Here is a 24093-nt window from a genome sequence, read left to right as displayed (position 1 = left end):
CCGCGCGGCACCGAGTGCGCCGGGGCGGCCTCAGACGGGAATCAGCGCGCACCCCCGGGCCACCTCGTCCATCGACAGCTCCAGGGCCACCGCGAGCGCCGCGACGGTGAAGAAGGCGGGCGTCGGCGCCCGCCCCGTCTCGATCTTGCGCAGCGTCTCCGCCGAGATGCCGGCGCTCGCGGCGACCTCCACCATGCTCCGCTCACCGCGAGCCGCGCGCAGCAGGCGGCCGAGCCGCTCGCCGCGTTCGCGCTCTTCGGGCGTCAAAGGGGTTCGAACCATGTTCCCACCCTACCCCCGAACCCCATTTAAATACCGGTATAGTAATTGGCATGGTCGAACTCAAGACAGACACATCCATCGAAGCCATGCGGGAGGCCGGGCGCGTGGTCGCGCGCGCCCTGACGGCGGTGCGCGAGGCGGCAGCCGTCGGCGTGGTCCTGCGGGACCTGGACGAGGTGGCGCACCAGGTCCTGAAGGACGCGGGCGCCACGTCGCCGTTCCTGCACTACCACCCGGCGTTCGCCCCGGTCCCCTTCCCCGCCACGCTGATCACGTCGGTGAACGACGCGATCGTGCACGGCATCCCGGACGGCTATCGCCTGCGCGACGGAGACCTGGTCTCCGCGGACTTCGGCGCGAGCCTGGACGGCTGGGTGGGCGACTCGGCCATCAGCTTCATCGTCGGCACCCCGCGCCCCGAGGACGTCCTGCTGATCGAGACCGCCGAGCGCGCCCTGGCGGCGGGCATCGCCGCGGCCGTGGTGGGCAACCGCATCGGGGACATCGCGCACGCGGTCGGCACGGTCTGCCGGGACGCCGGGTACGGCATTCCGGAGGGCTTCGGCGGCCACGGCGTGGGCCGCAGCATGCACGAGGACCCGTCGGTGCCGAACGAGGGCCGCCCCGGCCGCGGCTTCCCGCTGCGGCACGGCATGGCGATCGCCATCGAGCCGATGCTGATCGCGAGCGGCAAGGACGGCTATCACGCGGCGCCGGACGGCTGGACGCTGCGCACGGACGACGGCAGCCGCGCGGCCCACGTGGAGCACACGGTGGCGATCACGGACGCGGGCCCGCGCATCCTGACGGCCCTGTGAGCAGCCCCCGCGCATGAGCGAAGAGGTCCGCGCCGCCCGAGAACCGGAGCGGCGCGGACCTCTCGTCCTGCGCAAGCGACAGCAACGGAGGCCGAACGGCGGGCCGCCCGACGCGCCGGGCCCGACCCGATCGGCACCGCCCGGACTACCGGCTCGGCTTCACCACCATCGCCGACCCGCCGCCCCTGCGCTCCTTCTCGGCCGCCGCGAGCCACTGCCCGCCCGCGAGCCGCTGCACACCGGTCGCGGCGCCGATCTCCGGGTTCTGCTTGAAGGAGTGGCCGATCGCCTCGAGCCTGCGCCGGGTCTCGCTGTTCCACAGGCCCGGTTCGAGCTCCGTCTGCGCGGCGTTGCGCTGGCTGGCGCGCGGCGCGGCGATCGCGTCGACCAGCGGCAGGCCCCGGTCGAGGAAGCCGGTCAGGGTCTGCAGGACAGTCGTGATGATGGTCGCGCCGCCGGGCGAGCCGAGCGCGACGACCGGCCGGTCCTGCCCGTCCAGGACGATGGTCGGCGACAGGGACGAGCGCGGGCGCTTGCCGGGCCCCGGCAGGTTCGGGTCGTGCACGGCAGGGTTGGCGGGCGCGAAGGAGAAGTCGGTCAGCTCGTTGTTGAGCAGGAAGCCGCGCCCGGGCACGGTGATCCCGCTGCCGCCGGTCTGCTCGATGGTGAGGGTGTACGCGACGACGTTGCCCCACTTGTCGGCCGCCGTCAGATGCGTGGTGTTCTCGCCCTCGTACGTCGTCGGGGCCGCCTTGTCCCCGGCGCCGCACGGCACCGGGTTCCTCGGGTCGCCGGGCGCGAGCGGGCTCTTGAGGACGGCGTCGTTCTTGATCAGGCAGGCGCGGGAGTCCGCGTACTTCTGCGAGAGGAGTTCCTTCTTCGGCACGTCCTCGAAGGCCGGGTCGCCCACCCAGCGGCCCCGGTCGGCGAACGCGATGCGGCTGGCCTCGATGAAGCGGTGCAGATAGCGCGTCCGGGTGGCCTCGGAGAGGTCGGTGCGCTCCAGGATGTTCAGGGCCTCGCCGACGGTGGTGCCGCCGGAGGAGGACGGCGCCATGGAGTAGACGTCGAGGCCTCGGTAGGACGTCTTCGTCGGGGTGCGGCGCTTCGCCTCGTAGCCGCGCAGGTCCTTCATGGACAGGTCGCCGGGGCGGGCGTTGCGTCCGGAGCCGGGGTCCACGGGCGGCTTGTTGACGGTGCGGACCAGGTCGCGGCCGAGGCTGCCGTCGTACAGCGTCCCGATGCCCTTGTCGCCCAGCTCGGCGTACGTCCGCGCGAGGTCGGGGTTCTTGAACGTCGAGCCGACGACGGGCGGCTTCCCGCCGGGCAGGAAGAGCTTCGCGGTGTCGGGGAAGTCCGCGAACCGCGCCTGGTTCGCGGCGGTCTGCGAGCGGAAGGTCTCGTCGACGGTGAAGCCGTGGCGCGCGAGGCGCTCGGCGGGCTTCAGGACCGTGCCGAGCGATTCGCTGCCCCAGGAGTCGAGGGCATCCTGCCAGGTGGCAGGCGTGCCGGGGGTGCCCACGGCCAGGCCGCTGGTGACGGCGTCCGCGAACGGCAGCGGCTTGCCGTTCTCCAGGAAAAGGCCGGAGTCCGCGGTGCGCGGCGCCGTCTCGCGGCCGTCGAGGGTGCGCACCGTGCGGGACTTGGCGTCGTAGTACACGAAGTAACCGCCGCCGCCGATGCCCGCCGAGTACGGCTCGCTGACGCCGAGCGCGGCGGCCGTGGCGACCGCCGCGTCCACGGCGTTGCCGCCCTTCTTCAGGACCTCGATGCCGGCGGCGGACGCGTCCTGGTCGACGCTCGCCACCGCGCCGCCGTGGCCGACGGCCACCGGCGTCTTCTCCGGGGTCGTGGCGCCCGGGCCGCCCGATCCACCTGTTCCGGCCGTAGGGGCCGATTCCGGTCTTGCGCCGGGTTGGGCCGAGGTGGCCGATTCGGCGCTCGTGCCCGGTTGCGCTGAGCGCGAAGGCGAAGGGGGCGCCGCCGCACCGACCGTCACCAATACCCCGCCGACCGCACATAGCGTCAGATTCCGTACGAGACCGCGCCGCATTCGTACCTCCAGTCAACAGCCGTCTGCGCAGCGTAACTTCGGGCCCTCCGCGTGGCCATGGACTCTTCGAACGAGGCTCCGAATGGCCGCTAGCATGCGCCCCCATGACTGAAGACGTGCGCTATCTCGTCCTCGGCCTGCTCGCGGCCGTGCTCGGTGCCACCCTGGGCTGGCTGCTGCGTTCGCACCTGTGGAAGCGCAGGCTCCGCCGCAAGCAGGCGTTCTTCGGGCTGCCCGCGAACGCCGAGTCGCTGCTCGTGGTCAACCGCGAGGCGAGCGGCCCCGAACTGCTCGTGACGCGGCACGACGTGTTCTCGCTGCTCGAACTGGCCGCCCTGATCAAGGAGTGCGGGGCGCACGCCCAGATCGTCGCCCACGACGCCGCCCAGCAGGGCTTCGGCGAGCGCACCGAGTTCTGCGTCGGCAACCCGGCGGTGCACCGCCGCATGGCCGCGCACATGCACTCGCTGCTCCCCGGCGTGCGCGTCAACACCGACCCGGAGCCGGGCCCGGACCGCGGCGCCTTCCAGATCGGCTCCGAGCGCTACCGCATGGAGGGCGGCAGGACCGAGTACGTCATCCTGGCCCGCCTCACCGCCGGACAGGCCGAGGAGGCACGGCCCGTCTTCCTCTTCTGCGGCCAGCGCGCCATCACCAACCAGGCCGCGACCCGCTATCTGGCCCGCCACCACGAACGCCTCGCCCGCAAGCACGGCAACCACTCCTTCGCGCTGCTCCTGAAGGTCGTGAACTCGCAGGCGTACGGACCGGACGTGGTCGAGCTGGTCGCGGACGTGACCCGCCCCGCCCAGGAGCCGATTCCCACTCCCGCCCCGGCCGCGCGCAACTCCCACCGCGCCAAGTGAGCGGCCCGCGAGCGGGCGGCAGGCCGGCGGCACATGAGCGCCACGTGAGCGCGCCGCCACGGAACGTATGCGGCTAATAACGCCTCTATGACGTAGTCGGCAATTTCCGGGCACCCTGCAACCGAACCGGACCTTCCGCACTCTCTCTCCGCGCAGCCAGTGAACATCCGCACGGAGGTACGTTTCCTTGAGGTCCCGCAGGTCCCTGAGCCCGTCGCAGCGCCGACGCTCCATACGCCCCCGCCACGCCGCCGTCGCGGGCGTCGCGGCTCTCGCGGCCACCCTGTCCGCCTGCTCGGACGGCGGCTCCGGCTCCGGCTCCGGCGGCGACGCCAAGGCCGCCAAGCCGAAGGTCACCGTGAACCTCACCGGCGACCAGGCCAAGGCGGGCGTCCCCGTCACCGTGAAGCTGGCCACCAAGGACGTCAAGCTGAAGGACGTCGCGGTCGCCGACGCCGAGGGCACGAAGCTGGCGGGCAAGGTCGCCGCCGACGGCCGCAGCTGGACCTCCGCCCGCAACGCCGCGCCCGGCACCAGCTACACCCTGCGGGCGACCACCGACGAGGGCGGCGAGGCGAAGCAGTCCTTCAAGACGGCCGCGCCCGAGAAGGTCAACAAGGTCACCATCACGCCGGGCAGCAACCTCAAGACCGTCGGCGTCGCCCAGCCCCTGTCGATCGTCTTCGACCACCCGGTCAAGAACAAGGCCGACGTCGAGAAGCACCTCAAGGTCACCACGTCGAACGACACCACCGGGTCCTGGGGCTGGATCAAGAACTACGACGGCAAGGACCGCGTCGACTGGCGCCCCGAGGAGTACTGGGAGTCCGGCACCAAGGTGGAGCTCGACGCCCAGCTCAACGGCGTCGACTCGGGCACGGACGGCGGCTGGTTCGTGCGCGACTACGACACCGCCGTCACCGTCGGCAAGAACCAGGTCGTCAAGGTGAACCTGGACAGCAAGACGGCGACGCTGACGCGGGACGGCAAGAGCGTCAAGCAGGTCCCGATGTCGGCCGGCACCCCCGGCGGCGAGAAGGCCTCCTGGGGCGGCACGTCGGTCCTGATGGCCAAGGAGGGCACGATCAACATGCGCTCCGAGACCGTCGGCCTCGGCGACAGCTACGACAAGATGGTCGACTACTCGATGCGGCTGACCTGGTCGGGCATGTACGCGCACGCGGCGCCCTGGAACTCCGCGTTCTTCGGCAACACCAACCACAGCTCCGGCTGCGTCGGCATGAGCACCTCCGACGCCTCCTGGCTGTACGGCCAGGTCCAGGTCGGCGACCCGTTCGAGGTCAAGGGCTCGGGCTCCAAGGGCACGCCGGACCCGGGCAACGGCTACGGCGAGTGGAACCTGTCCTGGGCGGAATGGCAGGCCAAGAGCGCGCTGAAGTCGGCCTCTTGAGGTGACATCCGCGTCAACAATCGTTACCGGGGCGTAACTTACCGATGGGTTACCCCCGGTAAAGAACCGCGGTTACCGTTCGGTCACTTTGCACTTTCAACAAGTGAGGAAGTGACCCGTGCGAGACCCCCACCAGTCCCTGCGGTCCACGACCGCGGGGGCCGTCTCCGCCGCCCTGATCGCGGGCGCCGCCTTCGGTCTGGCGCCCGCGGCCCAGGCCGCACCCGCCGAACGCCCCGCCGCGGCGGCCGCCGCCGGTGTGCGGTTCGTCGACATCCCCGGCGACGGCGGCACCGTCCTCAAGGCCAACGTCGTGACGCCCGCGGGCGCGAAGGCGGACAGCTCGTACCCCGCGATCGTGCTGCCCACGAGCTGGGCCATGCCGCAGATCGAATACATCGCGCAGGCCAAGAAGCTCGCCGCCGCCGGGTACGTCGTCGTCAGCTACAACTCCCGCGGCTTCTGGCAGTCCGGCGGCGAGATCGAGGTCGGCGGCCCCGAGGACATCGCCGACGCCTCCAAGGTCATCGACTGGACGCTCAAGAACACGCCCACGAACCCCGCCAAGGTCGGTATGGCGGGCGTCAGTTACGGCGCGGGCATCAGCCTCCTCGCCGCCGCCCACGACAAGCGGGTCAAGGCCGTCGGCGCGCTCAGCGGCTGGGGCGACCTCGTGGAGTCCATCTACAGCGGCCGCACCCAGCACGCCCAGGCGGGCGCCCTGCTCGGCGGCGCGGGCCACCTCACCGGCCGCCCCAGCGCCGAGCTGAAGCGCATCCTCAAGGACTTCCTGGGCTCGAACCTCGACAGCGAGGACGAGATGATCGCGTGGGGCGGCAAGCGCTCCCCCGCGACCTATCTGGACCGCCTCAACAAGAACGGCGCCGCGATCCTGCTCGCCAACGCCTGGGGCGACACCATCTTCCCGCCCAACCAGTACGCGAGCTTCTACGAGAAGCTGACGGGCCCCAAGCGCCTGGAGTTCCGCCCCGGCGACCACGCCACCGCCGAGGCCACCGGCCTGCTCGGCCTGCCCAACGACACCTGGACGACCACCCGACGCTGGTTCGACCACTATCTCAAGGGCGAGAAGAACGGCATCGAGAAGGAACAGCCCGTCCAGCTCAAGTCGCGGTCCACGGGCGGCTACGAGGGCTACCCGGACTGGAAGTCGGTCGGCGCGACGAGCAAGAAGATCGACCTCGCGGGCTCCACCACGATCCGCGCGAACGTCGACTCCGGGGCCAACGGCGGCATCGTGATGCTGTCCAACACCCTGGACCAGTTCCTGAAGTTGCCGCCGGTGGCGTCGATGCCGCTGCTTCCGCGCCGGTACGCGGCGGTGTGGCAGTCCGAGCGGGAGACGCGGGACCAGCGGGTGCGCGGCACCGCGAAGCTGCACACCACGCTCACCAGCACCAAGGAGAGCGGGACCCTCGTCGCGTACCTCTACGACGTGGGCCCGCTCGGCCTCGGCAAGCTGGTCAGCAACGCGCCGTACACCTTCCACGGCAAGACCCCGGGCAAGCCGTTCGCCGTCGACCTGGAGCTGTTCTCCACGGCCTACGACGTCCCGGCGGGGCACCGGCTCGCCCTGGTCGTCGACACGGTCGACCCGCTCTATGTCGAGCACAACCCGTCCGGCGCGCAGCTGACCTTCTCCTCGCCCGGAACCGACCCGTCGTACGTGTCGGTCCCCCTGCGCGAGCAGTGATCTCCGGCTGCTGCCGGGCGGGCCTGGCCCTCCAGCTGCTGCTCCCGTCAGGGGCCGGGGGCCCTGGGGGGACCCCCGCCCGGCAGCAGCGTCCCTGGTTCAGCCGGGGCGACTTCCACGGCCTCTGTCTTGGGACTGCGCTGCTGACGCTTGGACACCCAGTAGGCGAACCACGAAAGCAGCATGCACATCCCGATGTAGATCGGTGAGATCACCATGACCACGGGGATGAAAGGCAAATCGTAGTCGAGATTCGACGCGATCAGCTTCCCGGCATGGAGGAACTCCTCATAGGTGATCAGATAGCCGAGTGAGGTGTCCTTCAGGGCCACGACCAGCTGGCTGATGATGGCGGGCAGCATGGCCCGCACCGCCTGCGGCACCAGGACGTACGACATGACCTGGGTCTTTCTCATGCCAAGCGCGTAAGCGGCCTCCCTCTGGCCGCGCTCGACCGAGTTGACGCCGGAGCGGAACACCTCGGCGAGCACGGAACCGTTGTAGAGCGTGAGCCCGGCGACCAGCGCCGGCAGCGGCTGGACCTTCAGCGCCACGAAGACGAAGAAGATCATCACGAGCACGGGCATCGCCCGGAAGAACTCCACCAGGAGCGTGGCCAGCCAGCGCACCGGCCGGTGGTCCGAGAGCCGCCCGGTGGCGAGCAGCCCGCCGAGCGCGAGCGAGAGCACGGCGGCGATGGCGAACGCCTTCAGCGTGTTGCCGAGCCCGCGGAGCAGCAGTTCCTGGATGCCCTTGTACTCGAACGGCGTCCACTTGGTGGCGGTGAACTGGTCGGTGTCGAACAGCAGGTACAGGATCCAGCCGACGAGCGCGACGATCAGGGCGGTGGACAGGATGCCGTAGATCAGGTGTCTGCGGCGGGTCCGCGGGCCCGGGATGTCGTAGAGCGCGGTGGCTTCGGGAGCGTGGGCGGTGGTGGTCATCGGGCGACTCCCCAGCGCTTCTCGAGGATGTTGAAGACGGCGCTGATGGCGAGGGTGATGATCAGGTAGCCGAGGGCGATCCAGACGAAGGTCCAGATGATGCTGTAGCCGAGTTCGCTGAGGGTCTTGTAGGTGCCGAGCAGTTCGGTGACGCTGAACGCCCCGGCGATGGCGGAGTTCTTGGCGAGCGCGATGAGCGTGGAGCCGACCGGCGGGATGACCGACCGGAAGGCCTGCGGGAGCACCACCGCGGACAGGGTCTGACTGAAGGTCATGCCGAGGCTGCGGGCCGCCTCGCCCTGTCCCTTGGGCACGGTGTTGATGCCGGAGCGCAGGGCCTCGCAGATGAACGCCGAGGTGTAGCAGCCGAGCGCGAGCACGGCGAACACCTTGAAGGGCAGGACGAGTCCGAACCGCGGCAGCCCCAGCAGCACCGCGAAGAACAGCAGCGTCAGCGGCGTGTTCCGCAGGACCGCCACCCACACCGCGCCGAACACCCGGAAGGACCCGACGGGCGCCACCCGGAACGAGGCCATCACGAACCCCAGCGCGAGCGCGAGCAGCGAGGCGTACACGGTGAGTTCGACGGTGCCGAGGAAGCCCTCGCCGAAGTCGGAGAAGTTGTCTGTCAGTACGTCCACGACGCCTCCTCAGCTCGCCGGGTAGCGGTCGATGGCGGGCGGCTTCGGCGCCGGGACGCCGGAGAGCCCGAGGGTGGCCTCGTACGCCTTCTTCCAGTCGCCGTTCTTCTCCCGGGCGGCCAGGGCGTCGTCGATGGCGAAGCGCAGCGTGGTGTCGCCGCGCGGCACCCCGATGCCGTAGGGCTCCTTCGAGAACGGCTTGCCGACCAGCTTGAGTTCGTCGGGCACCTTGGCCGCGTACCCGATGAGGATCGCGTCGTCGGTGGTGACCGCGTCGACCTGATAGGTCAGCAGGTTGTCGACACACACGGAGTACGTGTCGTACGCGACGAGCGTCGCCTTCGGGTAGTCCTGCTTGATGCGCTGGTACGGCGTGGAACCGGCCGCCGAGCACACGCGCTTGCCGTTCAGGTCCTGCGGGCCCTTGATGTCGTCCTCGTCGTGCCGCACGAGCAGGCCCTGCCCGGCCATGTAGTAGGGGCCCGCGAAGCCGACGAGCTTCTTGCGGAGGTCGTTGATGGTGTAGGTGCCGACGTAGTAGTCGATCTGCCCGTTCTGCAGGGCCGTCTCGCGGTTGGCGGACGCGATCGTCTTGAACGAGATCCGGTCCGGGTCCAGGCCGAGGGAGGCCGAGACCATCTTGGCGATCTCGATGTCGAAGCCCGAGTACCTACCGGTCGCCGGGTCCTTCTCACCGAGGTAGGGCTGGTCCTCCTTGGCGCCCACCACGAAGCGGCCGCGGCTCTTTGCCTTGCGCCAGGTGCCGGACTTCGTCAGCTCGAAGCCCTGCGCCACCGTGTACTTCGGCAGCTCACCGGCCGCCGGGCCCTTGGTCGGGGGGCTGCCCTCCTTGCCGCAGGCGGCGGTGGCCAGCGCGGTGAGGACGAGCGCGGCGAACAGACGTGTCGTACGGAGCATGCTCAGCCCCCCGTCAGTGCTTGAGGATCTTGGAGAGGAAGTCCTTGGCGCGCTCGCTCTCCGGGTGGTTGAAGAAGTCCTCGGGGGCCCGGTCCTCGACGATGCGGCCGTCGGCCATGAAGACCACGCGGTTGGCGGCCGAGCGGGCGAAGCCCATCTCGTGGGTGACGACGACCATGGTCATGCCGTCGCTCGCGAGCTGCTGCATGACCTCGAGGACCTCGTTGATCATCTCCGGGTCGAGGGCCGAGGTCGGCTCGTCGAAGAGCATCACCTTGGGGTCCATGGCCAGCGCGCGGGCGATGGCCACGCGCTGCTGCTGGCCGCCGGAGAGCTGCGCCGGGTACTTCGCGGCGTGCGCGCTGAGGCCGACGCGTTCGAGCAGCTCGCGCGAGCGCTGATCGGCCTCGTCCTTCTTGCGGCCCCGGACCTTCACCTGGCCCATGGAGACGTTCTGCAGCACGGTCTTGTGCGCGAAGAGATTGAACGACTGGAAGACCATGCCCACTTCGGCGCGGAGCCGCGCGAGCGCCTTGCCCTCCTCGGGCAGCGGCTGTCCGTCGAGGCTGATCCGGCCCGACTGGATGGTCTCCAGCCGGTTGATCGTCCGGCAGAGCGTTGATTTGCCCGACCCCGAAGGGCCGATGACCACGACCACCTCCCCCTTGCCGACGGTGAGGTCGATGTCCTGGAGGACATGCAGCTCTCCGTAGTACTTGTTCACGTCACGCAGCTCGATCAACGGATCGACGGCCATGCCCAGACCTGCCCACTCATCGCGGTGTCGGTCAGCGCAAACTATCCACGCGAAAACGGGACTTATTGGACGACACGCACTTATGGGCATTAACCGTATTTGAGGCTACGTTGCCCGGCGGCTACGTCTCGGACGCCTCCGCGTATACCTGAGACAACTCAGGGGTCCCCTGAACCGCCCAGTCGAGCCCCGCCGCGACCACGTCGATCTCCCGGCCGGACACCAGGCGCACCACCGGGGTGCCGCCGGGCAGCACCTGCCAGACCGCGCCGGGCACGGTCCGCACGATCACCGTGCCCAGGTACAGACCCGCGTCGTTGCCGAGCCAGGGCAGCGTCTCCGCGTCGTCGCGCCAGCGCGGCGGCAGCTGGTCCAGGGCGGTCAACGACGCCGGGGAGTCGTCGAGTTCGAGCCCGGCGCCGCCCGCCTGCGAGCGCAGCAGTTCGCACTCGGACAGCAGTTCGCCCACACCGACCGGATCGTCCTCGAAGGCCGCCGCGAGCCGCAGCCCCGGCTCGCTCGGGTGCCGCTTGCGCCACTTGTCCAGGAACGGAATGTTCATGACCGGCCTCTCCGTGGGGTGCCCGGGTCGGCCTCCCGGGCGGGCCGGGCGGCCGGACGGCGGATCCGCGCTCCAAGGAATGTATCTTGCGGCAGTTGCTCACGGAATCAGCGGAATCGGCAGAATCAGGCGGGTCAGCGGCGGGCGCGGGCGGATCCGCGGCAGGTGGCGGCTCGGCGCGGGCGCAGGTGGATCAGCGGCGGGTGAAGGCCAGGATCGTGGCCAGGTTCATCGGGCGGCGGGTGGAGAGGTAGAGGTAGGGCGCGGCGTGGTGCGGGCCCCGCAGCTCCACGCGCAGCGCGGTGGGGACGTAGGCGCGCAGCAGGAGCAGGGCGTAGGCGTTCGCCTTGTACGTGCGCCACTCGAAGGCCTCGCCCGCGTCGAGGATCTCCGTGGGGCCCAGGTCGTCGATCGGGATGACCCGGTCGCCCACGACGAGCGTGCCGGGTGTCACGACGATGCGGGCGGAGCCGTAGCGGTGGACCAGCGGGCCGAACACCCCGCCGACGAGGAGCACGCCGAACGCGGCGGCCAGGGGGCCGAAGGGCAGCAGTAGCCCGCCGAAGAGACAGCCCGCGAGCACGACGAGGAACCACCACACGGCCGGGACACTCAGGCGCTCATCGTAAAGGTGCATGCCGCCATCCTGGCACTGGCGTACGGACGGGGGTCAGGGGGCCGCCCCCTCGCCCGGGTGCGCCGGGCCCGTGCGCGTGACCTTGGCCGGATCGGGCGCCGGTGTCCATGCCGCGTTCATTGACGGGCATCTGACTGCTCCTTAGTTTCATCACGCACCGTCTGTCGTCCGTAGCCGCATGACGCACAGCAGTCCGTCGTGCGGGTCATGTCCGCCATGCACCACGTCGTGGGAGGGGTCCGTCGTGCGAAGACGCATCTTGCGAGGACGCATCTGGGGAGCCGCCGCCGTACTCGCCCTGCTCACGGGTCTCGCCCCGGTGGCCGCCGCCGAGGCCGCGCCGGTTCAGGCTGAGCGGTCGCCCTCTTCGAAGAGCGCCCGGCCGCTCCCCCTGGAGCGGCTGTTCGACAACCGGGCCGTCAGCGACGACGCGCGCCCCGGCGACGCGGACTTCGACGGCGCCGGTGCCTCACTGTCCGCGCGGGACCTGGCGGCGGCCGGCTGGACCCCCGGCCGGGTGCTCGGCGTCGACGGCGCCCGTGTCACCTGGCCGGACACGGCGGCGGGCGAGCCGGACAACGTACGGGCGAACGGGCAGGCGGTACGGGTGCGCGGGCGCGGGGACGCCCTCGCGTTCCTGGTCGCCGGCACGGGCGGCGCCACGACCGGCACGGGCAGCGTGCGCTACCGGGACGGCTCGCGCGGAAGCTACCGCCTGACGGCACCGGACTGGCGCGGCGGCCCCCTCGCCACCAAGTCCGTCGCCCTGCCCCACATCAACACACCCGGCGGCCAGCTCACCGAGCGCGCCCGCCTGTACGTGGTCACGGTGCCGGTCGACCGCGGGCGCGAGGTGGCGTCCGTGGTGCTGCCCCGGGACCCGGGCGCGGGCGCCGACCTGCACGTCTTCGCGCTGTCGGTGCGGGTCGAGGCCAAGGGGTGGACGGGCACCTGGGCTGCCTCGACGGCCGGGTACACGGCCGTGGGGCCCTGGGCCGACCGGACCGTGCGGCTCGTGGTGCACACCAGCGCCGGGGGGCCGCGGGTGCGGATCCGGCTCGACAACACCTTCGCGGGTACGCCGGTACGCATCGGGGCCGCCACGGTCGCCGTGCGCGCGGCGGGCGCCGGGGCCCGGGGGGAGCCGGTGGCGCTGCGGTTCGGCGGGCGCGCGGAGACCGAGATTCCCGCCGGGGCGCAGGTGTTCAGCGATCCCCTGCGGTTCGCGGTGCCGTCGGACGCGCACCTCCTCGTCAGCTTCCACCTGCCCGGGCCCGTGGCCGGCGCGCCCGTGCACAGCCAGGCCCTGCAGACCTCGTACGTCAGCGGGCCCGGCGACCACACGGCCGACGGCTCCGGGGCCGCGTACACCTCGACGCTGCGGACCTGGCCGTTGCTCACCGGTGTCGATGTCGGGGGCGGGCCCGGGTCCGTGGTGCTGCTCGGGGACTCCATCACGGACGGCGTCGGCTCCACGCCCGACACCGACCGGCGCTGGCCCGACGAGCTGGCCCGGCGCCTCCTCGCCCAGGACGACGTGCCGCGCTACGGCGTCCTCAACCAGGGCATCTCCGCCAACCGCGTCCTCACCGACCGCTACCCCGGCGACGGCGTGTCCACCGACACCGGTGGCGTCAGCGCCCTGCACCGCCTCGACCGGGACGTCTTCGCCCAGACCTCCGCGCGGACGCTCGTCGTCTTCGAAGGCGTCAATGACCTGCGGGCCGGGGCCGCCGCCTCGGACGTCGTCGCCGGGCTGCGGGAGATCGCCCTGCGGGCGCGGGAGCGGGGGGTGCGGGTGGTCGCGGCGACCGTCGTTCCCTGTGAGGGGGAGGCTCGGTGCACGGGCGCGGTGGACGCGGAGCGGGTGAAGGTCAACTCCTACCTGCGGGACGGGGGTGACTTCGACGCCGTCCTCGACTTCGACGCCGTCCTGCGCGACCCCGGCCGTCCCTCGCGCATGCTGCCCGCCTACGACAGCGGGGACCATCTCCACCCGGGAGACGCGGGGCTGGCTGCGCTGGGGCGGTCGGTACGGCTGAGCGCGCTGGTGCCGTAGCCCTGCCGGGGGCTCTCTCCCACCCACCCGCCCAAACTTGGACCGGCTGAGCAACAGCCCGGCACATCTCAGCCCGTCCGGCGTTTGAGGACGAGGCCGCAGGCCGATCGGGGGCGCCCCGTCCCACCCCGAAGGGGACACCCACCCCCGGGGGCCAGGGGCGAAGCCCCGGATTCGGGACGGGGCGGGGCTGGGGAAAGCTCACAGATCCAGGTCGACCACCACAGGCGCGTGGTCCGACGCGCCCTTGCCCTTGCGCTCCTCACGGTCGACGTAGGAATCGGACACCGCCTTGGCGAACGCCTCGTTGCCGTAGACGAGGTCGATGCGCATGCCGTTGTTCTTGGGGAAGGCGAGCTGGCGGTAGTCCCAGTACGTGTAGGGGTGGTCGTACTTGAGGGGCCGGGGGACGACGTCCGTGAGGCCGGTGTCGCGGAGGGCGGCGAGGGCGGCCCGCTCGGCGGGGGTGACGTGGGTGGCACCTTCGAAGAGGGCGGGGTCCCAGACGTCGTCGTCGGTGGGGGCGACGTTGTAGTCACCGAGGACGGCGAAGGGCCGGGCCCCGGCGGCGTCGTCGGTGACGGCGGCCTTGAGGGCGTCGAACCACTGCAGCTTGTAGGCGTAGTGGTCGTGGTCGACCTCACGGCCGTTCGGCACGTAGACCGACCAGACCCGGGCCGCGCCGCACGTCGCGGAGATGGCACGCGGCTCCTGCGCCCCGTCGTACTCGGGCCCGCCGGGCAGCCCCGTGGTGACGTCGTCGAGGCCGACGCGGGAGATCAGCGCGACGCCGTTCCACCGCCCGGTGGCGTTCACCGCCGACTCGTACCCCACCTCCCGCAGGGCCTCGGCGGGGAACTGCTCCGCCGCGCACTTGGTCTCCTGGACGCACAGCACGTCCGTGCCGGTCTTCTCCAGCCAGGCCAGGAGGCGGGGAAGACGGGCGGTGATCGAGTTCACGTTCCAGGTCGCGATGCGCATGGGAAACAACCTACCCGCCACCACTGACAGCCCCGGATCCCCCGCCCCCGACACCGCCCCGCACGCTCACACCTCCGCCGACTCCCCCGGCGCCAGCCGCACGTGGTCCGTGCCGCCGAGCCGCCCGATGTGCCCGCCGTAGATCGGCAGCGCCAGGTCCGTGAGCAGCGCGTCGTGGATGTCGTAGGCGCGCCGCGGCTTGACCTCGCGTACGTACTCGATGACTTCGGAGATCTTGTTCCAGGGGGCCATCACCGGGACCATCAACGTGTCGACGGGCTGCTCGGGCACGGTGAACGCGTCGCCGGGGTGGAAGACGGTGCCGTCGACGAGGTAGCCGACGTTGGTGACGCGGGGCAGGTCCGGGTGGATCACGGCGTGCAGTTCGCCGTGGACCTGGATGTCGAACCCGGCGGCCGTGAACGCGTCGCCGTGGCCGACGGTGTGCACCCGCCCCGGGAAGGCCGCCGCGAGCTGGTCGGCGACGGACGCGAGGGTCCACAGCTCGGTGGCGGGGTCGGCCTCCAGGGCGGCGCGCAGCCGGCCCTCGTCGAAGTGGTCGGGGTGCTCGTGGGTGACCAGGAGAGCGTCGGCCCCGGCGGCCGCGTCGGCCTCGCTGAAGCCGCCGGGGTCGATGACGAGGAGGCGGCCGTCCTTCTCCAGGCGCACGCACGCGTGGGACTTCTTGGTGAGCTTGATGTGAGACGTCTTCATGCCCCCATCCTGCTCCCCGGGGCCGACCGGGGCGGCCCCGAGGGTGCCCCGCTACTCCTGCGGGGTCGTCTCCTCCCGGATCACCTTCTGCGCCACCCGGAACGCGCTGTTCGCCGCCGGGACCCCGCAGTACACCGCGGCCTGCAGCAGCACTTCCTTGATCTCGGCCGGGGTGAGGCCGTTGCGGAGGGCGGCCCGGGTGTGGAACGCCAGCTCGTCGAGGTGGCCGCCCGCGACGAGGGCCGTGAGGGTGACGCAGCTGCGGGTGCGGCGGTCCAGGCCCTGGCGGTTCCAGATCTCGCCCCAGGCGTAGCGCGTGACGAGGTCCTGGAAGTCGGCGGAGAACTCGTCGGCGGCGGCCATGGCGCGGTCGACGTGCGCGTCGCCGAGGACCTCGCGGCGGACCTTCATGCCCTGTGCGTACGCGTCGGGGCGGGCGTCCGTCGCCACCGGCTGCTCGACCGCGGCGATCTCGGCGACCGGCACGGCCGGGGGCGGGGCGAGCACCGGCTTGACGGGCGGCGCGGTGATGGCGTGCTGGCCGGTGGCATGGGTGTCGGGCGCGGCCTGCCAGGCGGAGGAGAAGTGGCGGACGAGGAGGTCGGTGACCGCGGCGGGCTGTTCCACGGGGGCCAGGTGAGAGGCGCCGGGGACGACGGCGAGGCGGGCGTCGGGGATGCCCGCGACGAGGGTGCGGGCCTCGCCCTGTCCGGTCACCCGGTCGTCGGAGCCGACCAGGACGAGGGTGGGCACTCCTATGCTGGCCAGCTCCGCGCGGATGTCGAAGGCGGCGAGCGCCTCGCAGGCGGCGATGTAGCAGCCGGGGTCGGTGGTGCGCACCATCTGCACGGCCCAGTCGGTGATGGCGGGCTGGGCGGCGGCGAAGCCGGGGGTGAACCAGCGCTCCGGCGAGCTGCGGGCGATGGGGTCGAGGCCGTTGGTGCGGACGATGACGCCGCGCTGGCGGAACTCGTCGGCGGTGCCGAACCGGGGCGAGGTGGCGATGAGCGCCAGCGAGGCGACGCGGTGCGGGTTGCGCAGCGCCAGTTCGGCGCCGATGGCGCCGCCGAGCGCGCAGCCCGCGAAGCCGAAGCGCTGGACGCCGAGCTCGTCGAGCGTGGCGAGCACACGGCGGGCGAGTTCGCCGACGGAGTCCACCGGGTGGGCGGGGGCGCCGCCGTGTCCGGGCATGTCGAAGCGGATGATCCGCCAGTTCTTGCTCAGTTCGGGCACCTGTCGGTCCCACATGTGCCATGTGGTACCCAGTGAGGGACCCATGACCAGGACAGGAGCGTCTTCTGGCCCGTCAACGCGGTATTGCAAGGTGTTCATCGGTGTCTCACTCACCCGCCCGACCCTCTCATCTGTCACCTGCACACCCTCATCCAGGTCTGCCCCTGGCCCAAACACGCGGCCACGTACGCCCGGATGATCCGCGCCGACCACGCCCGCCGCAGCCTGCGCATCCACGCCGAGCGCCTGGCCCAGACCGCCGTGGACACCACCCTGCCCCACCGCGCGAAGGCCACCGTCCAGCAGGCCGACGCCCTCGCCCGGTTCCTGGACGACCTCTCCGGCCGCTTCGCCGCGCACCCCGGCTCCCTGCCTCGCACCGCGCTGCCGCCGGCACCCGCCAGGGACACGAGCGAGGAAGCCCTCGACGAGGAACGCCTCCTGATCGCCACCGCGACCGCGTACCCCGCCGAGACCCGTCAGAGGCGCTGGCTCGTGTCCGAAGACTTCGCGTTCCCCCTGCACGCGGCGCTGTGGCAGTGCCTCACCGCGCTCACGCACCGCGGCGATGCCGTCGACCCGATCACCGTGCTCTGGGAAGCCCAGCACCGCGGCCTGCTCGCACACGACATCGCTCCCGCCGACCTGCTGACCCTGCTCTCCACGCCGGTCGGCTCCCCAGAACACTGGGGCGAGAAGGTCCTGCAGCGCGCTCTGCTCACCCGCGCGCAGACCGTCGCCGTCAGCATCACCGCCTTCACCGACGACCCGGCCAACAGCCCCCACCAGCTGATCACCGGCAGCCGCCGGGCCCTGGCCGACCTCACCGCCGTGCGCTCCCGCTGGCAACAGGCCACCAGCCCAGCAGTACCGCGTACCGCCCGCCCGGCCCGAACCCCGACTGCCCCACGGGCCGGGCCGCCACCGCGGATCACCCCACCCCCCGTCCGAGCCACCCGCTAAACCCCCCGGTCCGGGCCGACCTCCCCCTCGGCCCGGACCGGCGAAACGAGCCCCTATGCCCGACACCACGCCCGACGCACACGTGCGCCTCGCCCTGCACCCCCAGCACCCCAGCGCCGTCGTCGCCACCCTCACCGGCCCCACGCTGCACACCGCCCGCGCCACCCTCGCCTCGGAAGGCTTTAGACCGGCCAGCGACGACACGATGCTCCTCGTCCGTATCGACCACGAGGAGCCCTACTACGCCAACATCACCGCCAACCTCCTGCGCGACACCGGCATCACCGTGGACATCAGCGACCAACTGCAGGAGGAGATCGACACCGAGTGGACGTGGGCCGACCACCCGATGACCTGGCTCGACCGCGACGGCATCCGGCTCGTATCCGCGGACGCCCAGAAGATCCACGACGACATCCAGTCCGGCCGCCTCACCATCCACCTGCACGCCCACGACGGCCACACCACCGTCGCCGTCGGGACCTACCAGCACGCCGAGAGCGTCCACCTCCACGGCGAGAACCACCTGCGGGTCGTCAGCGGCTCCTACGACACCCCAGGCGAGGCCATCACCGACTTCGAGCGCCTGTACGGCGACGCCGTCCGCCCCGGCCCGCCACCGCCCACCGACACGGAACAGCAGGCCGCCCAGGCTCTCGCCGGCAACTCGACATCAGAGGCAGCCATCGCCGCGGACGCACCGGGGAAACCGCCAGCGTCGAAGACGGAGTTGGTGCCGGTGTACGCGGCCGACCCCGGCGACCATGAAGGGCTGCTGGACACGTTCCTCGAGGAACAGGGCGAGTGGGAGAAGTACCGCACCTGGGAGGACTCCACGACCGTCGCGAATCACGAGTCCCTGACCCTGCGAGCGATCTTCGACCACGATGCCGTATGGCGCGAGACCAAGTGGACCTTCGCGGCCTACGAAACCCCCGTCAGTGACCGCCTTTGGCACGGCACGGCCACCGCCTCCACACCGACCGCGATCGTGAGCGCTCTGCTCGACGCAGTGGCCACCGAGAACGCATGGGGCCGCAACCTCTCCACCAGCGCCACCGAGACCGCCATCACCGAGGCGACCAGCCCGCTCACCGACGCGGAGTGGAAGCACACCATCGACGGGCGCTACATCACCTGGCAGGCCCCCGGCCCCCAGGAAGGCGGCGTGCAGTTCGACGCCTTCGCCGCCCAAAGAGCCGACAGCCCTCTTCCCGCATGGACCATCTGGGGCGGGCACGCCGTCCACCAGCCAGCCTGGGCGCTGCAACTGTCCGCGAACGCCCCGGCAGCCCTGGTGCAGTACATAACCTTCGAAATGGCCGAGGGCCAAGGCACCCGCCTCGTACGTCCTGCAACGCCTGACGGTCCGGCGCTCCACACCACGCCGGCGCCAGCGCCAGCGCCAGCAGCAGCGTCTCCCCTGGCCGCGCAGCTTCCCGGGCGAAGCCGGTGAGCCCCGGCGCGCCGCGCGAAGCGCCCGCCTGGGTTGCAGGGCGATACCTAGCAGACGATCCCCGGTTAGCAAAACCGGGGATCCTCCGGACCATTAGTGGTCCACCACCATCCCTGCCCGTCACGTCGAAAGGCAGCATCACGACGCCAGCCCACAACTCCACACTCCGCCAGTGCTCCAGCGAGAGATCTCCATGCCGCCGTGTAGCTGAGGCGGAACAGGTCCTGGGCACGCTCCAGGTCCCGCTCCGTACGCAGCTGCAGCTCCAGGTCTCCCGTGCCGTGGTGGCCGAGCCCCGTCACGTCTCGGGTGAAGCCGGGGACGAGGTCGACCTCCTTCGGGTCTGCCTTGAGATAGACGAGGAGCTTGGTCTGCTGCGGCGGGCAGAGGCTGGCGAAGTTCCGCAGCCGTCGGTAGGCGCGGTACTGCTTGCGCTGCACCCGGGTGACGCCGTCCCCGAGTCCGACCAGGACCTCGTCGACTGCCTCGGCCAGCTCGGCCATCGCACCGCCCTGCTTCCGGACCGGCGGCACCCCGGCCGCGCGGCGGCGTACCCGCTTGGCCTGAGCCGAGTGCCCCATGACGGAGGCCACGGTCTCAAGGCCGAAGTGATCGCTGCCGAAGTACCGGTAGCGGACCAGGTCAATCGAGCGCCGGTGCTCGCGAACGGCGTGCGCGTCGTAGGGGGTGAAGTCGCCGGCCACGCAGATCAGCCGTGGTGCGCTCCACAGGATCTGGGACGCGGCCGTGACCCCGAGCCGGTCGCGGACCAGGTTCCGGAAGGCGTCCTTGTGGTTCGTCAGCCAGGCCATGTAGTAGAGGCCCTGGTTGATCACGCCTGCGTCGGTGCCGCGCTTGTACTCGACGATCACGGGTGCGCCGTTCTCGTCGAGGCCCAGCGAGTCGATCCGCCCGCCGTCGGCGCAGTCGATGACGTACTCGCTCGCGAGGAACGTGACGCCCAGCATCGTCTCCATGTGCGCCTCGACGAGGTCCTGCACATCCGCCTCCACTGCAGCCAGACGCGGCACGACCTCACTCACGTCGCCCGCCGTGTTGAACAGCTTCAGACCCACCACTCCCCCTCCATGATCACGGTGCCAGAGGGGAACGTCAGCGAGTCCTGGGATATTTCCGCGACCGAAGCAGTCTTGAAGGGAACCGAAGAGCCGCACATGCACAGCCAGAACAACGGGATATCGGACACGGATGCCCAGTACAGTCCCTCGCACATCCGCGCCACCTGGGGCGGGACCGGCAGCGTCGAGGACGCCTCCCGAGCCTTCGGGTTCTCAAGGGCGAAGGGCTACGACCTGGTTCGCCGCGGGGAGTTCCCATGCCGTGTGCTGCGCATCGGCCGCAGCACACGCGTCGTCACCGCGTCCTTGCTCCGCGTCCTCGACAGTGGCGAGCCGGAGTACAGCAATGCCCACGCCTCACGCCCCCTCCCGTAGCACGCAGAAGCCCCCACCGGAGCAAGCCGACGGGGTTCCTCGTCTGTCACGACTGTGTCAACGTCCCCTGTTCGCGTGCCGCGCTTTCGGACTCACACAGCATCGAAGCGGACCCGTCCCAATCTGAGGAATTCGGCGGTGAGGCGCCGGAGAGCAGCAAATTCAGCCTCGGAAAGCGCGGGGATCTCGCACGGCACATCCCCTTCCACTGGAACCGCATGGGGTTCACCGCCCGCCAGCAAGCCATCTGGTCACGCGCCGCCCGAGAGGCGGTGATCGGGATTGGCTGAAGGGCCCCGCCGAACAGCAGCAGCGGGCCCGCTTCTCCGACACCCCTGATGTTCTTGGTGGCGAAGTCCCGGCACGGGAAACCGGAGCCGCGCGTAATCTTCCCGCGCCATCCGTAAGTTGGCGCTGCGCACGCGTGATCAGGATTGAGTGGGGAACTCGTCTGTCGGCGTAGCCACCGGAGTCGCCTGTGGCTCGCCGTTCATCGGCAGGAGAAGACAGATGCTGGCATTCGTGGCGGCCATGCTCTTCGTCATCGCCTTCGTCATCCACGCAACCGAGACGTCGACCGAGGCGGTCTTCAGCCCGACGAGTCTCATGCTCGTCGGGCTTGCCCTCCTCGCCGTGCACTCTGGCGGCGTGGGGGCCGGATGGTCCCCTCAACGTCGCGGACTCCGACGCTGAGCCAGGTCTTCGGGCTCCGACCGGTCTGTCAGACCTGTGGCCGAGGACCCGGACACCGTTGTCGCCATGCCGCGCGCGAAGCGCCCGCTGAATCCGAACCGCCGCACGCGCCTGCTTGAGCGTGGCGCTACTGCACCCGGCCCTCGCTGGTCTCTGGTGTGTCCTCCTCGGGCAGGTGCACGTCGTTGACAGCGATGTTCACTTCGACGACTTCGAGACCTGTCATCCGCTCCAACGCCACGATCACGTTCTCGCGCACGTCCGCGGCGACCTCGGTGATCCTCACGCCGTACTCCACAACCACTTCCAGGTCGACGGCGGTCTGCTTCTCGCCGACCTCGACCTTGACACCGCGTCCCGCGCTGGCGCCTGCGCCGGGGACACGGTCGCGCATCGCGCCCATGGCGCGGCTGAACCCGCCTCCCAGTGCGTGGATTCCGGACACCTCACGTGCGGCGATCCCGGCGATCTTCTCCACCACTCCGTCCGCGATGGTCGTCTTTCCGCGGGTCGCCGCCTGCTCCCTCGCTTCGGTCTGCAGCCTCGCACCGACGGCAGTGTGGGGCTCGCCGGGTTGGGGCTTGGGCTGGGTCTGGCTGATCGGCTCCGTCACGCGAAGCCACCTCCCTGGGGGTTCACGGACTTCCCTACGCAGACGACCATCGGCCGCCGCATGTCGTAGCAGTCTCCAAGTACCTTGTGGCACACCGGATATGCAATCCAGGTACCGACGAACCTGGCCGACGTCCAGCCCTTGAGACCGGGCGGCTTCCGGCCGCCTGCAGGGGCGGAATGAGGGCTACCCTGAGGTACGGACGTCCCGGACCCCGGCGGACCTGTTGCTACTCAGCACAGATGACCGCGGGGAACGGGCTCTCTTCGTCCGATCACCCGGTGCATCCCCTGGAGGGAACGGAACGGCCTCCTTGTCCCGGTGGACAGATTGCCGGACCGTCCGTTCGCCTGCCTCCACCGCATGTATGCCCTTGCCGGGAGCACCCCCAGAGGAGCCGGGAGTCCGGCCACAACGCATGGCTCTGCCCGGCAGGTCTCTGGAACGAGGCGTCATGTCCCTACCGCAGTTGAACGTCTACCGGCACGACCGAAGGACCCGGGCTCTGATCACCCTGGCCGGCGAGATCGACCTGGAGACCGTGCCGCTCATACGCACAGCCCTCGGACGCTGCCTGCACGATGGCGTGCGCACCATCGACGTCGACCTCACCCGCGTCACCTTCTGCGACTGCAGCGGCCTCAACGCCTTCACCCAGGCGTTCCTGCGCACCGCCGCTGCCGGAGGGACACTGCGCCTGCATTACCCGCCACCTGCGCTGGCCTGGATGATCGAGCTCACCGGTTGCGGCATCCTACTCAAGGGGCTTCCGGCCGTCCCCGGGCCGGCTTGCATCCCTGCCGTCCTCCCCACCACCGTCCCGGTCCCGCTTCCCATGGCCGGCTTCGAGACGTTGCACCGGCTCGCTCCGGCCGTCCCCGCTGTTCCGGGCGGTGTGCTGTGATGGCCTGGCCCCGGCGGGAGCCGTCACGGGCGCCCGCTGGCAACGAGTCGTCCGACATGTCCGCGGTGCGGCTGCGTCGCGTGAACCGTTGGCTGGTGGAGGACTTGCTTGAGGATCTGGCGGATCTCTACGTGGCCTCCTGCGAGACCGAGCCCAGTGAGGAGTACCGCAGTCGCAGCCGGGAGGAGTTCCTGAGCCGTCTCACCGGTGACATCCGCCGGCCCGGGTTCGCCATGGTGATCGCGGAGACCGACGGCCTGGTGGGATGCGCCTTCGGATTCCCGGTACGCAGCGACGGCTCCTGGTGGCACGGCTTCGACGGTGCGCTACCGCGCAGTATCGAGCAACTCACCGAGTCCAACAGCGTCTTCGCGATCACCAACATGCTGGTCCGCCCCCATCCGCAGGACCAGGACCTGGCCGGCCGTCTGCAGGAGCGACTGCTCGTCGACCATCAGGCATTGCTCGGTGCCACCTTGGTGGATCCGGCCGATCACCCCGCCCTTGGCGTCTTCCGGTCCTGGGGCTGGCGGGACATCGGAGAGATCTGGCGGCCGACCGACCCCACGGCGTTCCGTGTGCTGGTGCTGCCCCTCGGCGAGCGAACCGTGGAGCGGCTGGAGGAACTGGCCCATCACGCCTGGACCCGGTGGCCCGGGTGACACCCAACGGCCGGTCGTCCCGGATCCGCGTACTGGTCGCCGAGCAGGCGGCCCGGCGTGGTGGCCGGGTCGGCGTGGTGGATGTGTGCACCGCGGCGGTGGCTTCGCTGCCGGTCGGCGGGGCCGGGATGTCGGCGATGTCCCGGACTACGGCAAGCTATCCGCTGTGCAGTACCGATGGCATCAGCGAGCAGCTGGAGGAGCTGCAGCTCACGCTGGGCGAGGGACCGTGCGTAGATGCCTTCACGCACGGATCGGCCATCTTGACACCCGACCTGCGGACCGGCGAACTGCAGGACTGCTGGCCCGTGTTCGCCGACGCGGCCCTGGAGACCGGAGCACGCGCGGTATTCGCGCTCCCCCTGCAGATAGGGGCGATCAGCCCCGGGGTTCTGGATCTCTACGCCCAGGTCCCGGTCCGGCTGAACGCGGAGGAACTGGCCGACGCACTGGCCTTCGCCGAGTTCGCGACGCTGGTCCTACTCGACGCCCGGATCGACGCGACGGGCGAACCACCCGACGACGGCGCAACCAAAAGGCACATCGAGGACCTGGGCGGGTACCGGGCGGAGATCTCCCAGGCCACCGGCATGCTCACCGTCCAGCTCGGTGTCGGTATCGACGAAGCCTTCGTCCGGCTGCGCGCCTACGCCTACGCCCAGGGGCACCGGCTCACCGTCGTGGCCGCCGACGTGGTGGCCCGTCGGCTCCGCTTCTCCCCGGACACGGACCCGACCCGGACCGACGAGGACACCTGA

The 24093-nt window shown here is 70.8% G+C and carries 25 protein-coding genes; 12 read left to right on the top strand and 13 right to left on the bottom strand.

The genetic code is table 11. The features are described from left to right. Positions 1 to 30: 30 nt before the first annotated feature. Positions 31 to 282, bottom strand: a complete 252-nt coding sequence (locus IE274_RS12305) for a helix-turn-helix domain-containing protein (RefSeq protein ID WP_190115693.1) — start codon at positions 280 to 282, stop codon at positions 31 to 33. A gap of 50 nt (positions 283 to 332) precedes the next feature. Here IE274_RS12305 and map point away from each other — a divergent pair, with 50 nt between their 5' ends. Next, positions 333 to 1100, top strand: a complete 768-nt coding sequence (gene map / locus IE274_RS12300) for a type I methionyl aminopeptidase (protein ID WP_190115692.1) — start codon at positions 333 to 335, stop codon at positions 1098 to 1100. A gap of 145 nt (positions 1101 to 1245) precedes the next feature. Here the strand turns inward: map and ggt are convergent, their stop codons facing one another. Beyond that, the gene (gene ggt, locus IE274_RS12295) at positions 1246 to 3153 is read right to left on the bottom strand and encodes a gamma-glutamyltransferase (RefSeq protein ID WP_229909488.1); all 1908 of its coding nucleotides are present in this window, start codon (positions 3151 to 3153) and stop codon (positions 1246 to 1248) included. 104 nt (positions 3154 to 3257) lie between these two features. Here ggt and IE274_RS12290 point away from each other — a divergent pair, with 104 nt between their 5' ends. The 3 genes from IE274_RS12290 (at position 3258) to IE274_RS12280 (ending at position 7144) form a co-directional block, all read left to right on the top strand. Then, a complete protein-coding gene (locus IE274_RS12290) occupies positions 3258 to 4019 on the top strand; it encodes a hypothetical protein (RefSeq protein ID WP_190115690.1) in 762 nt (253 codons plus the stop codon). A 187-nt stretch (positions 4020 to 4206) separates the two neighbouring features. Next, on the top strand, positions 4207 to 5430 hold the full coding sequence (locus IE274_RS12285) for a L,D-transpeptidase (protein ID WP_372447056.1): 1224 nt from the start codon (positions 4207 to 4209) through the stop codon (positions 5428 to 5430). A 118-nt stretch (positions 5431 to 5548) separates the two neighbouring features. Next, positions 5549 to 7144: a CocE/NonD family hydrolase gene (locus tag IE274_RS12280; protein ID WP_190115689.1), complete on the top strand. Its 1596-nt coding sequence runs from the start codon at positions 5549 to 5551 to the stop codon at positions 7142 to 7144. A gap of 47 nt (positions 7145 to 7191) precedes the next feature. Here IE274_RS12280 and IE274_RS12275 read toward each other — a convergent pair whose 3' ends face one another. The 6 genes from IE274_RS12275 to IE274_RS12250 all read right to left on the bottom strand — a co-directional run bounded on the left by IE274_RS12275 (position 7192) and on the right by IE274_RS12250 (position 11603). Then, positions 7192 to 8088: an amino acid ABC transporter permease gene (locus tag IE274_RS12275; protein WP_190115688.1), complete on the bottom strand. Its 897-nt coding sequence runs from the start codon at positions 8086 to 8088 to the stop codon at positions 7192 to 7194. Further along, complete coding sequence (locus tag IE274_RS12270) at positions 8085 to 8729, bottom strand: amino acid ABC transporter permease (protein WP_190115687.1); 645 nt, start codon at positions 8727 to 8729, stop codon at positions 8085 to 8087. The genes IE274_RS12275 and IE274_RS12270 overlap by 4 nt, the downstream gene beginning before the upstream one ends. A gap of 9 nt (positions 8730 to 8738) precedes the next feature. Then, the gene (locus IE274_RS12265) at positions 8739 to 9647 is read right to left on the bottom strand and encodes a glutamate ABC transporter substrate-binding protein (RefSeq protein WP_190115686.1); all 909 of its coding nucleotides are present in this window, start codon (positions 9645 to 9647) and stop codon (positions 8739 to 8741) included. 13 nt (positions 9648 to 9660) lie between these two features. After that, positions 9661 to 10404 carry an amino acid ABC transporter ATP-binding protein gene (locus IE274_RS12260; RefSeq protein ID WP_190115685.1) on the bottom strand — a complete coding sequence of 248 codons (744 nt, stop codon included), beginning with the start codon at positions 10402 to 10404 and terminating at the stop codon, positions 9661 to 9663. A 121-nt stretch (positions 10405 to 10525) separates the two neighbouring features. After that, on the bottom strand, positions 10526 to 10966 hold the full coding sequence (locus tag IE274_RS12255; protein ID WP_190115684.1) for a DUF6278 family protein: 441 nt from the start codon (positions 10964 to 10966) through the stop codon (positions 10526 to 10528). 193 nt (positions 10967 to 11159) lie between these two features. Further along, a complete protein-coding gene (locus tag IE274_RS12250) occupies positions 11160 to 11603 on the bottom strand; it encodes a DUF3093 domain-containing protein (RefSeq protein ID WP_190115683.1) in 444 nt (147 codons plus the stop codon). A 178-nt stretch (positions 11604 to 11781) separates the two neighbouring features. Between IE274_RS12250 and IE274_RS12245 the strand changes: the two genes are divergently transcribed. Then, on the top strand, positions 11782 to 13662 hold the full coding sequence (locus tag IE274_RS12245) for an SGNH/GDSL hydrolase family protein (RefSeq protein WP_372447055.1): 1881 nt from the start codon (positions 11782 to 11784) through the stop codon (positions 13660 to 13662). A gap of 201 nt (positions 13663 to 13863) precedes the next feature. Here IE274_RS12245 and IE274_RS12240 read toward each other — a convergent pair whose 3' ends face one another. The 3 genes from IE274_RS12240 to pcaDC form a co-directional block, all read right to left on the bottom strand. After that, on the bottom strand, positions 13864 to 14643 hold the full coding sequence (locus IE274_RS12240; RefSeq protein ID WP_190115682.1) for an exodeoxyribonuclease III: 780 nt from the start codon (positions 14641 to 14643) through the stop codon (positions 13864 to 13866). 66 nt (positions 14644 to 14709) lie between these two features. Beyond that, entirely contained in the window at positions 14710 to 15342 is a 633-nt protein-coding gene (locus IE274_RS12235; RefSeq protein WP_190115915.1) for an MBL fold metallo-hydrolase, read from the bottom strand. Between the two features lie 66 nt (positions 15343 to 15408). Then, positions 15409 to 16704 carry a bifunctional 3-oxoadipate enol-lactonase/4-carboxymuconolactone decarboxylase PcaDC gene (gene pcaDC, locus IE274_RS12230; protein WP_190115681.1) on the bottom strand — a complete coding sequence of 432 codons (1296 nt, stop codon included), beginning with the start codon at positions 16702 to 16704 and terminating at the stop codon, positions 15409 to 15411. An 81-nt stretch (positions 16705 to 16785) separates the two neighbouring features. Here pcaDC and IE274_RS12225 point away from each other — a divergent pair, with 81 nt between their 5' ends. Together IE274_RS12225 and IE274_RS12220 are read left to right on the top strand one after the other, a co-directional pair. Next, positions 16786 to 17553, top strand: coding sequence for a DnaB-like helicase N-terminal domain-containing protein (locus tag IE274_RS12225; protein ID WP_190115680.1), 768 nt, complete (start codon positions 16786 to 16788; stop codon positions 17551 to 17553). A 55-nt stretch (positions 17554 to 17608) separates the two neighbouring features. Continuing rightward, a complete protein-coding gene (locus IE274_RS12220) occupies positions 17609 to 19009 on the top strand; it encodes a DUF317 domain-containing protein (RefSeq protein WP_190115679.1) in 1401 nt (466 codons plus the stop codon). Positions 19010 to 19074: 65 nt separating this feature from the next. On the opposite strand, the gene IE274_RS12215 is transcribed toward IE274_RS12220, so the two are convergent. Then, the gene (locus IE274_RS12215; protein ID WP_229909486.1) at positions 19075 to 20088 is read right to left on the bottom strand and encodes a DUF5655 domain-containing protein; all 1014 of its coding nucleotides are present in this window, start codon (positions 20086 to 20088) and stop codon (positions 19075 to 19077) included. Between the two features lie 96 nt (positions 20089 to 20184). Between IE274_RS12215 and IE274_RS12210 the strand changes: the two genes are divergently transcribed. Both IE274_RS12210 and IE274_RS12205 read left to right on the top strand, forming a co-directional pair. Beyond that, positions 20185 to 20463 carry a helix-turn-helix transcriptional regulator gene (locus IE274_RS12210; RefSeq protein WP_229909485.1) on the top strand — a complete coding sequence of 93 codons (279 nt, stop codon included), beginning with the start codon at positions 20185 to 20187 and terminating at the stop codon, positions 20461 to 20463. Between the two features lie 510 nt (positions 20464 to 20973). After that, positions 20974 to 21156 (top strand): hypothetical protein, encoded by a 183-nt coding sequence (locus tag IE274_RS12205; RefSeq protein ID WP_190115678.1) that lies wholly within the window; start codon positions 20974 to 20976, stop codon positions 21154 to 21156. Positions 21157 to 21283: 127 nt separating this feature from the next. On the opposite strand, the gene IE274_RS12200 is transcribed toward IE274_RS12205, so the two are convergent. Beyond that, positions 21284 to 21769 (bottom strand): Asp23/Gls24 family envelope stress response protein, encoded by a 486-nt coding sequence (locus tag IE274_RS12200; protein ID WP_190115677.1) that lies wholly within the window; start codon positions 21767 to 21769, stop codon positions 21284 to 21286. A gap of 454 nt (positions 21770 to 22223) precedes the next feature. On the opposite strand from IE274_RS12200, the gene IE274_RS12195 reads away from it, so the two are divergent. From IE274_RS12195 to IE274_RS12185, 3 genes are read left to right on the top strand one after another with little or no spacing between them, the layout of a single operon-like run. Continuing rightward, positions 22224 to 22673 carry an STAS domain-containing protein gene (locus IE274_RS12195; protein WP_190115676.1) on the top strand — a complete coding sequence of 150 codons (450 nt, stop codon included), beginning with the start codon at positions 22224 to 22226 and terminating at the stop codon, positions 22671 to 22673. 56 nt (positions 22674 to 22729) lie between these two features. Beyond that, positions 22730 to 23335 (top strand): hypothetical protein, encoded by a 606-nt coding sequence (locus tag IE274_RS12190; protein ID WP_229909484.1) that lies wholly within the window; start codon positions 22730 to 22732, stop codon positions 23333 to 23335. Beyond that, entirely contained in the window at positions 23332 to 24093 is a 762-nt protein-coding gene (locus IE274_RS12185; protein ID WP_229909483.1) for a GAF and ANTAR domain-containing protein, read from the top strand. Before IE274_RS12190 ends, IE274_RS12185 begins: the two co-directional genes overlap by 4 nt.

Source organism: Streptomyces flavofungini (assembly GCF_014650815.1).
Classification (GTDB): Bacteria; Actinomycetota; Actinomycetes; order Streptomycetales; family Streptomycetaceae; genus Streptomyces; species Streptomyces flavofungini.
The sequence above is the reverse complement of the archived record's forward strand: the minus strand, read 5'-3'. Positions and strand labels throughout refer to the sequence as shown.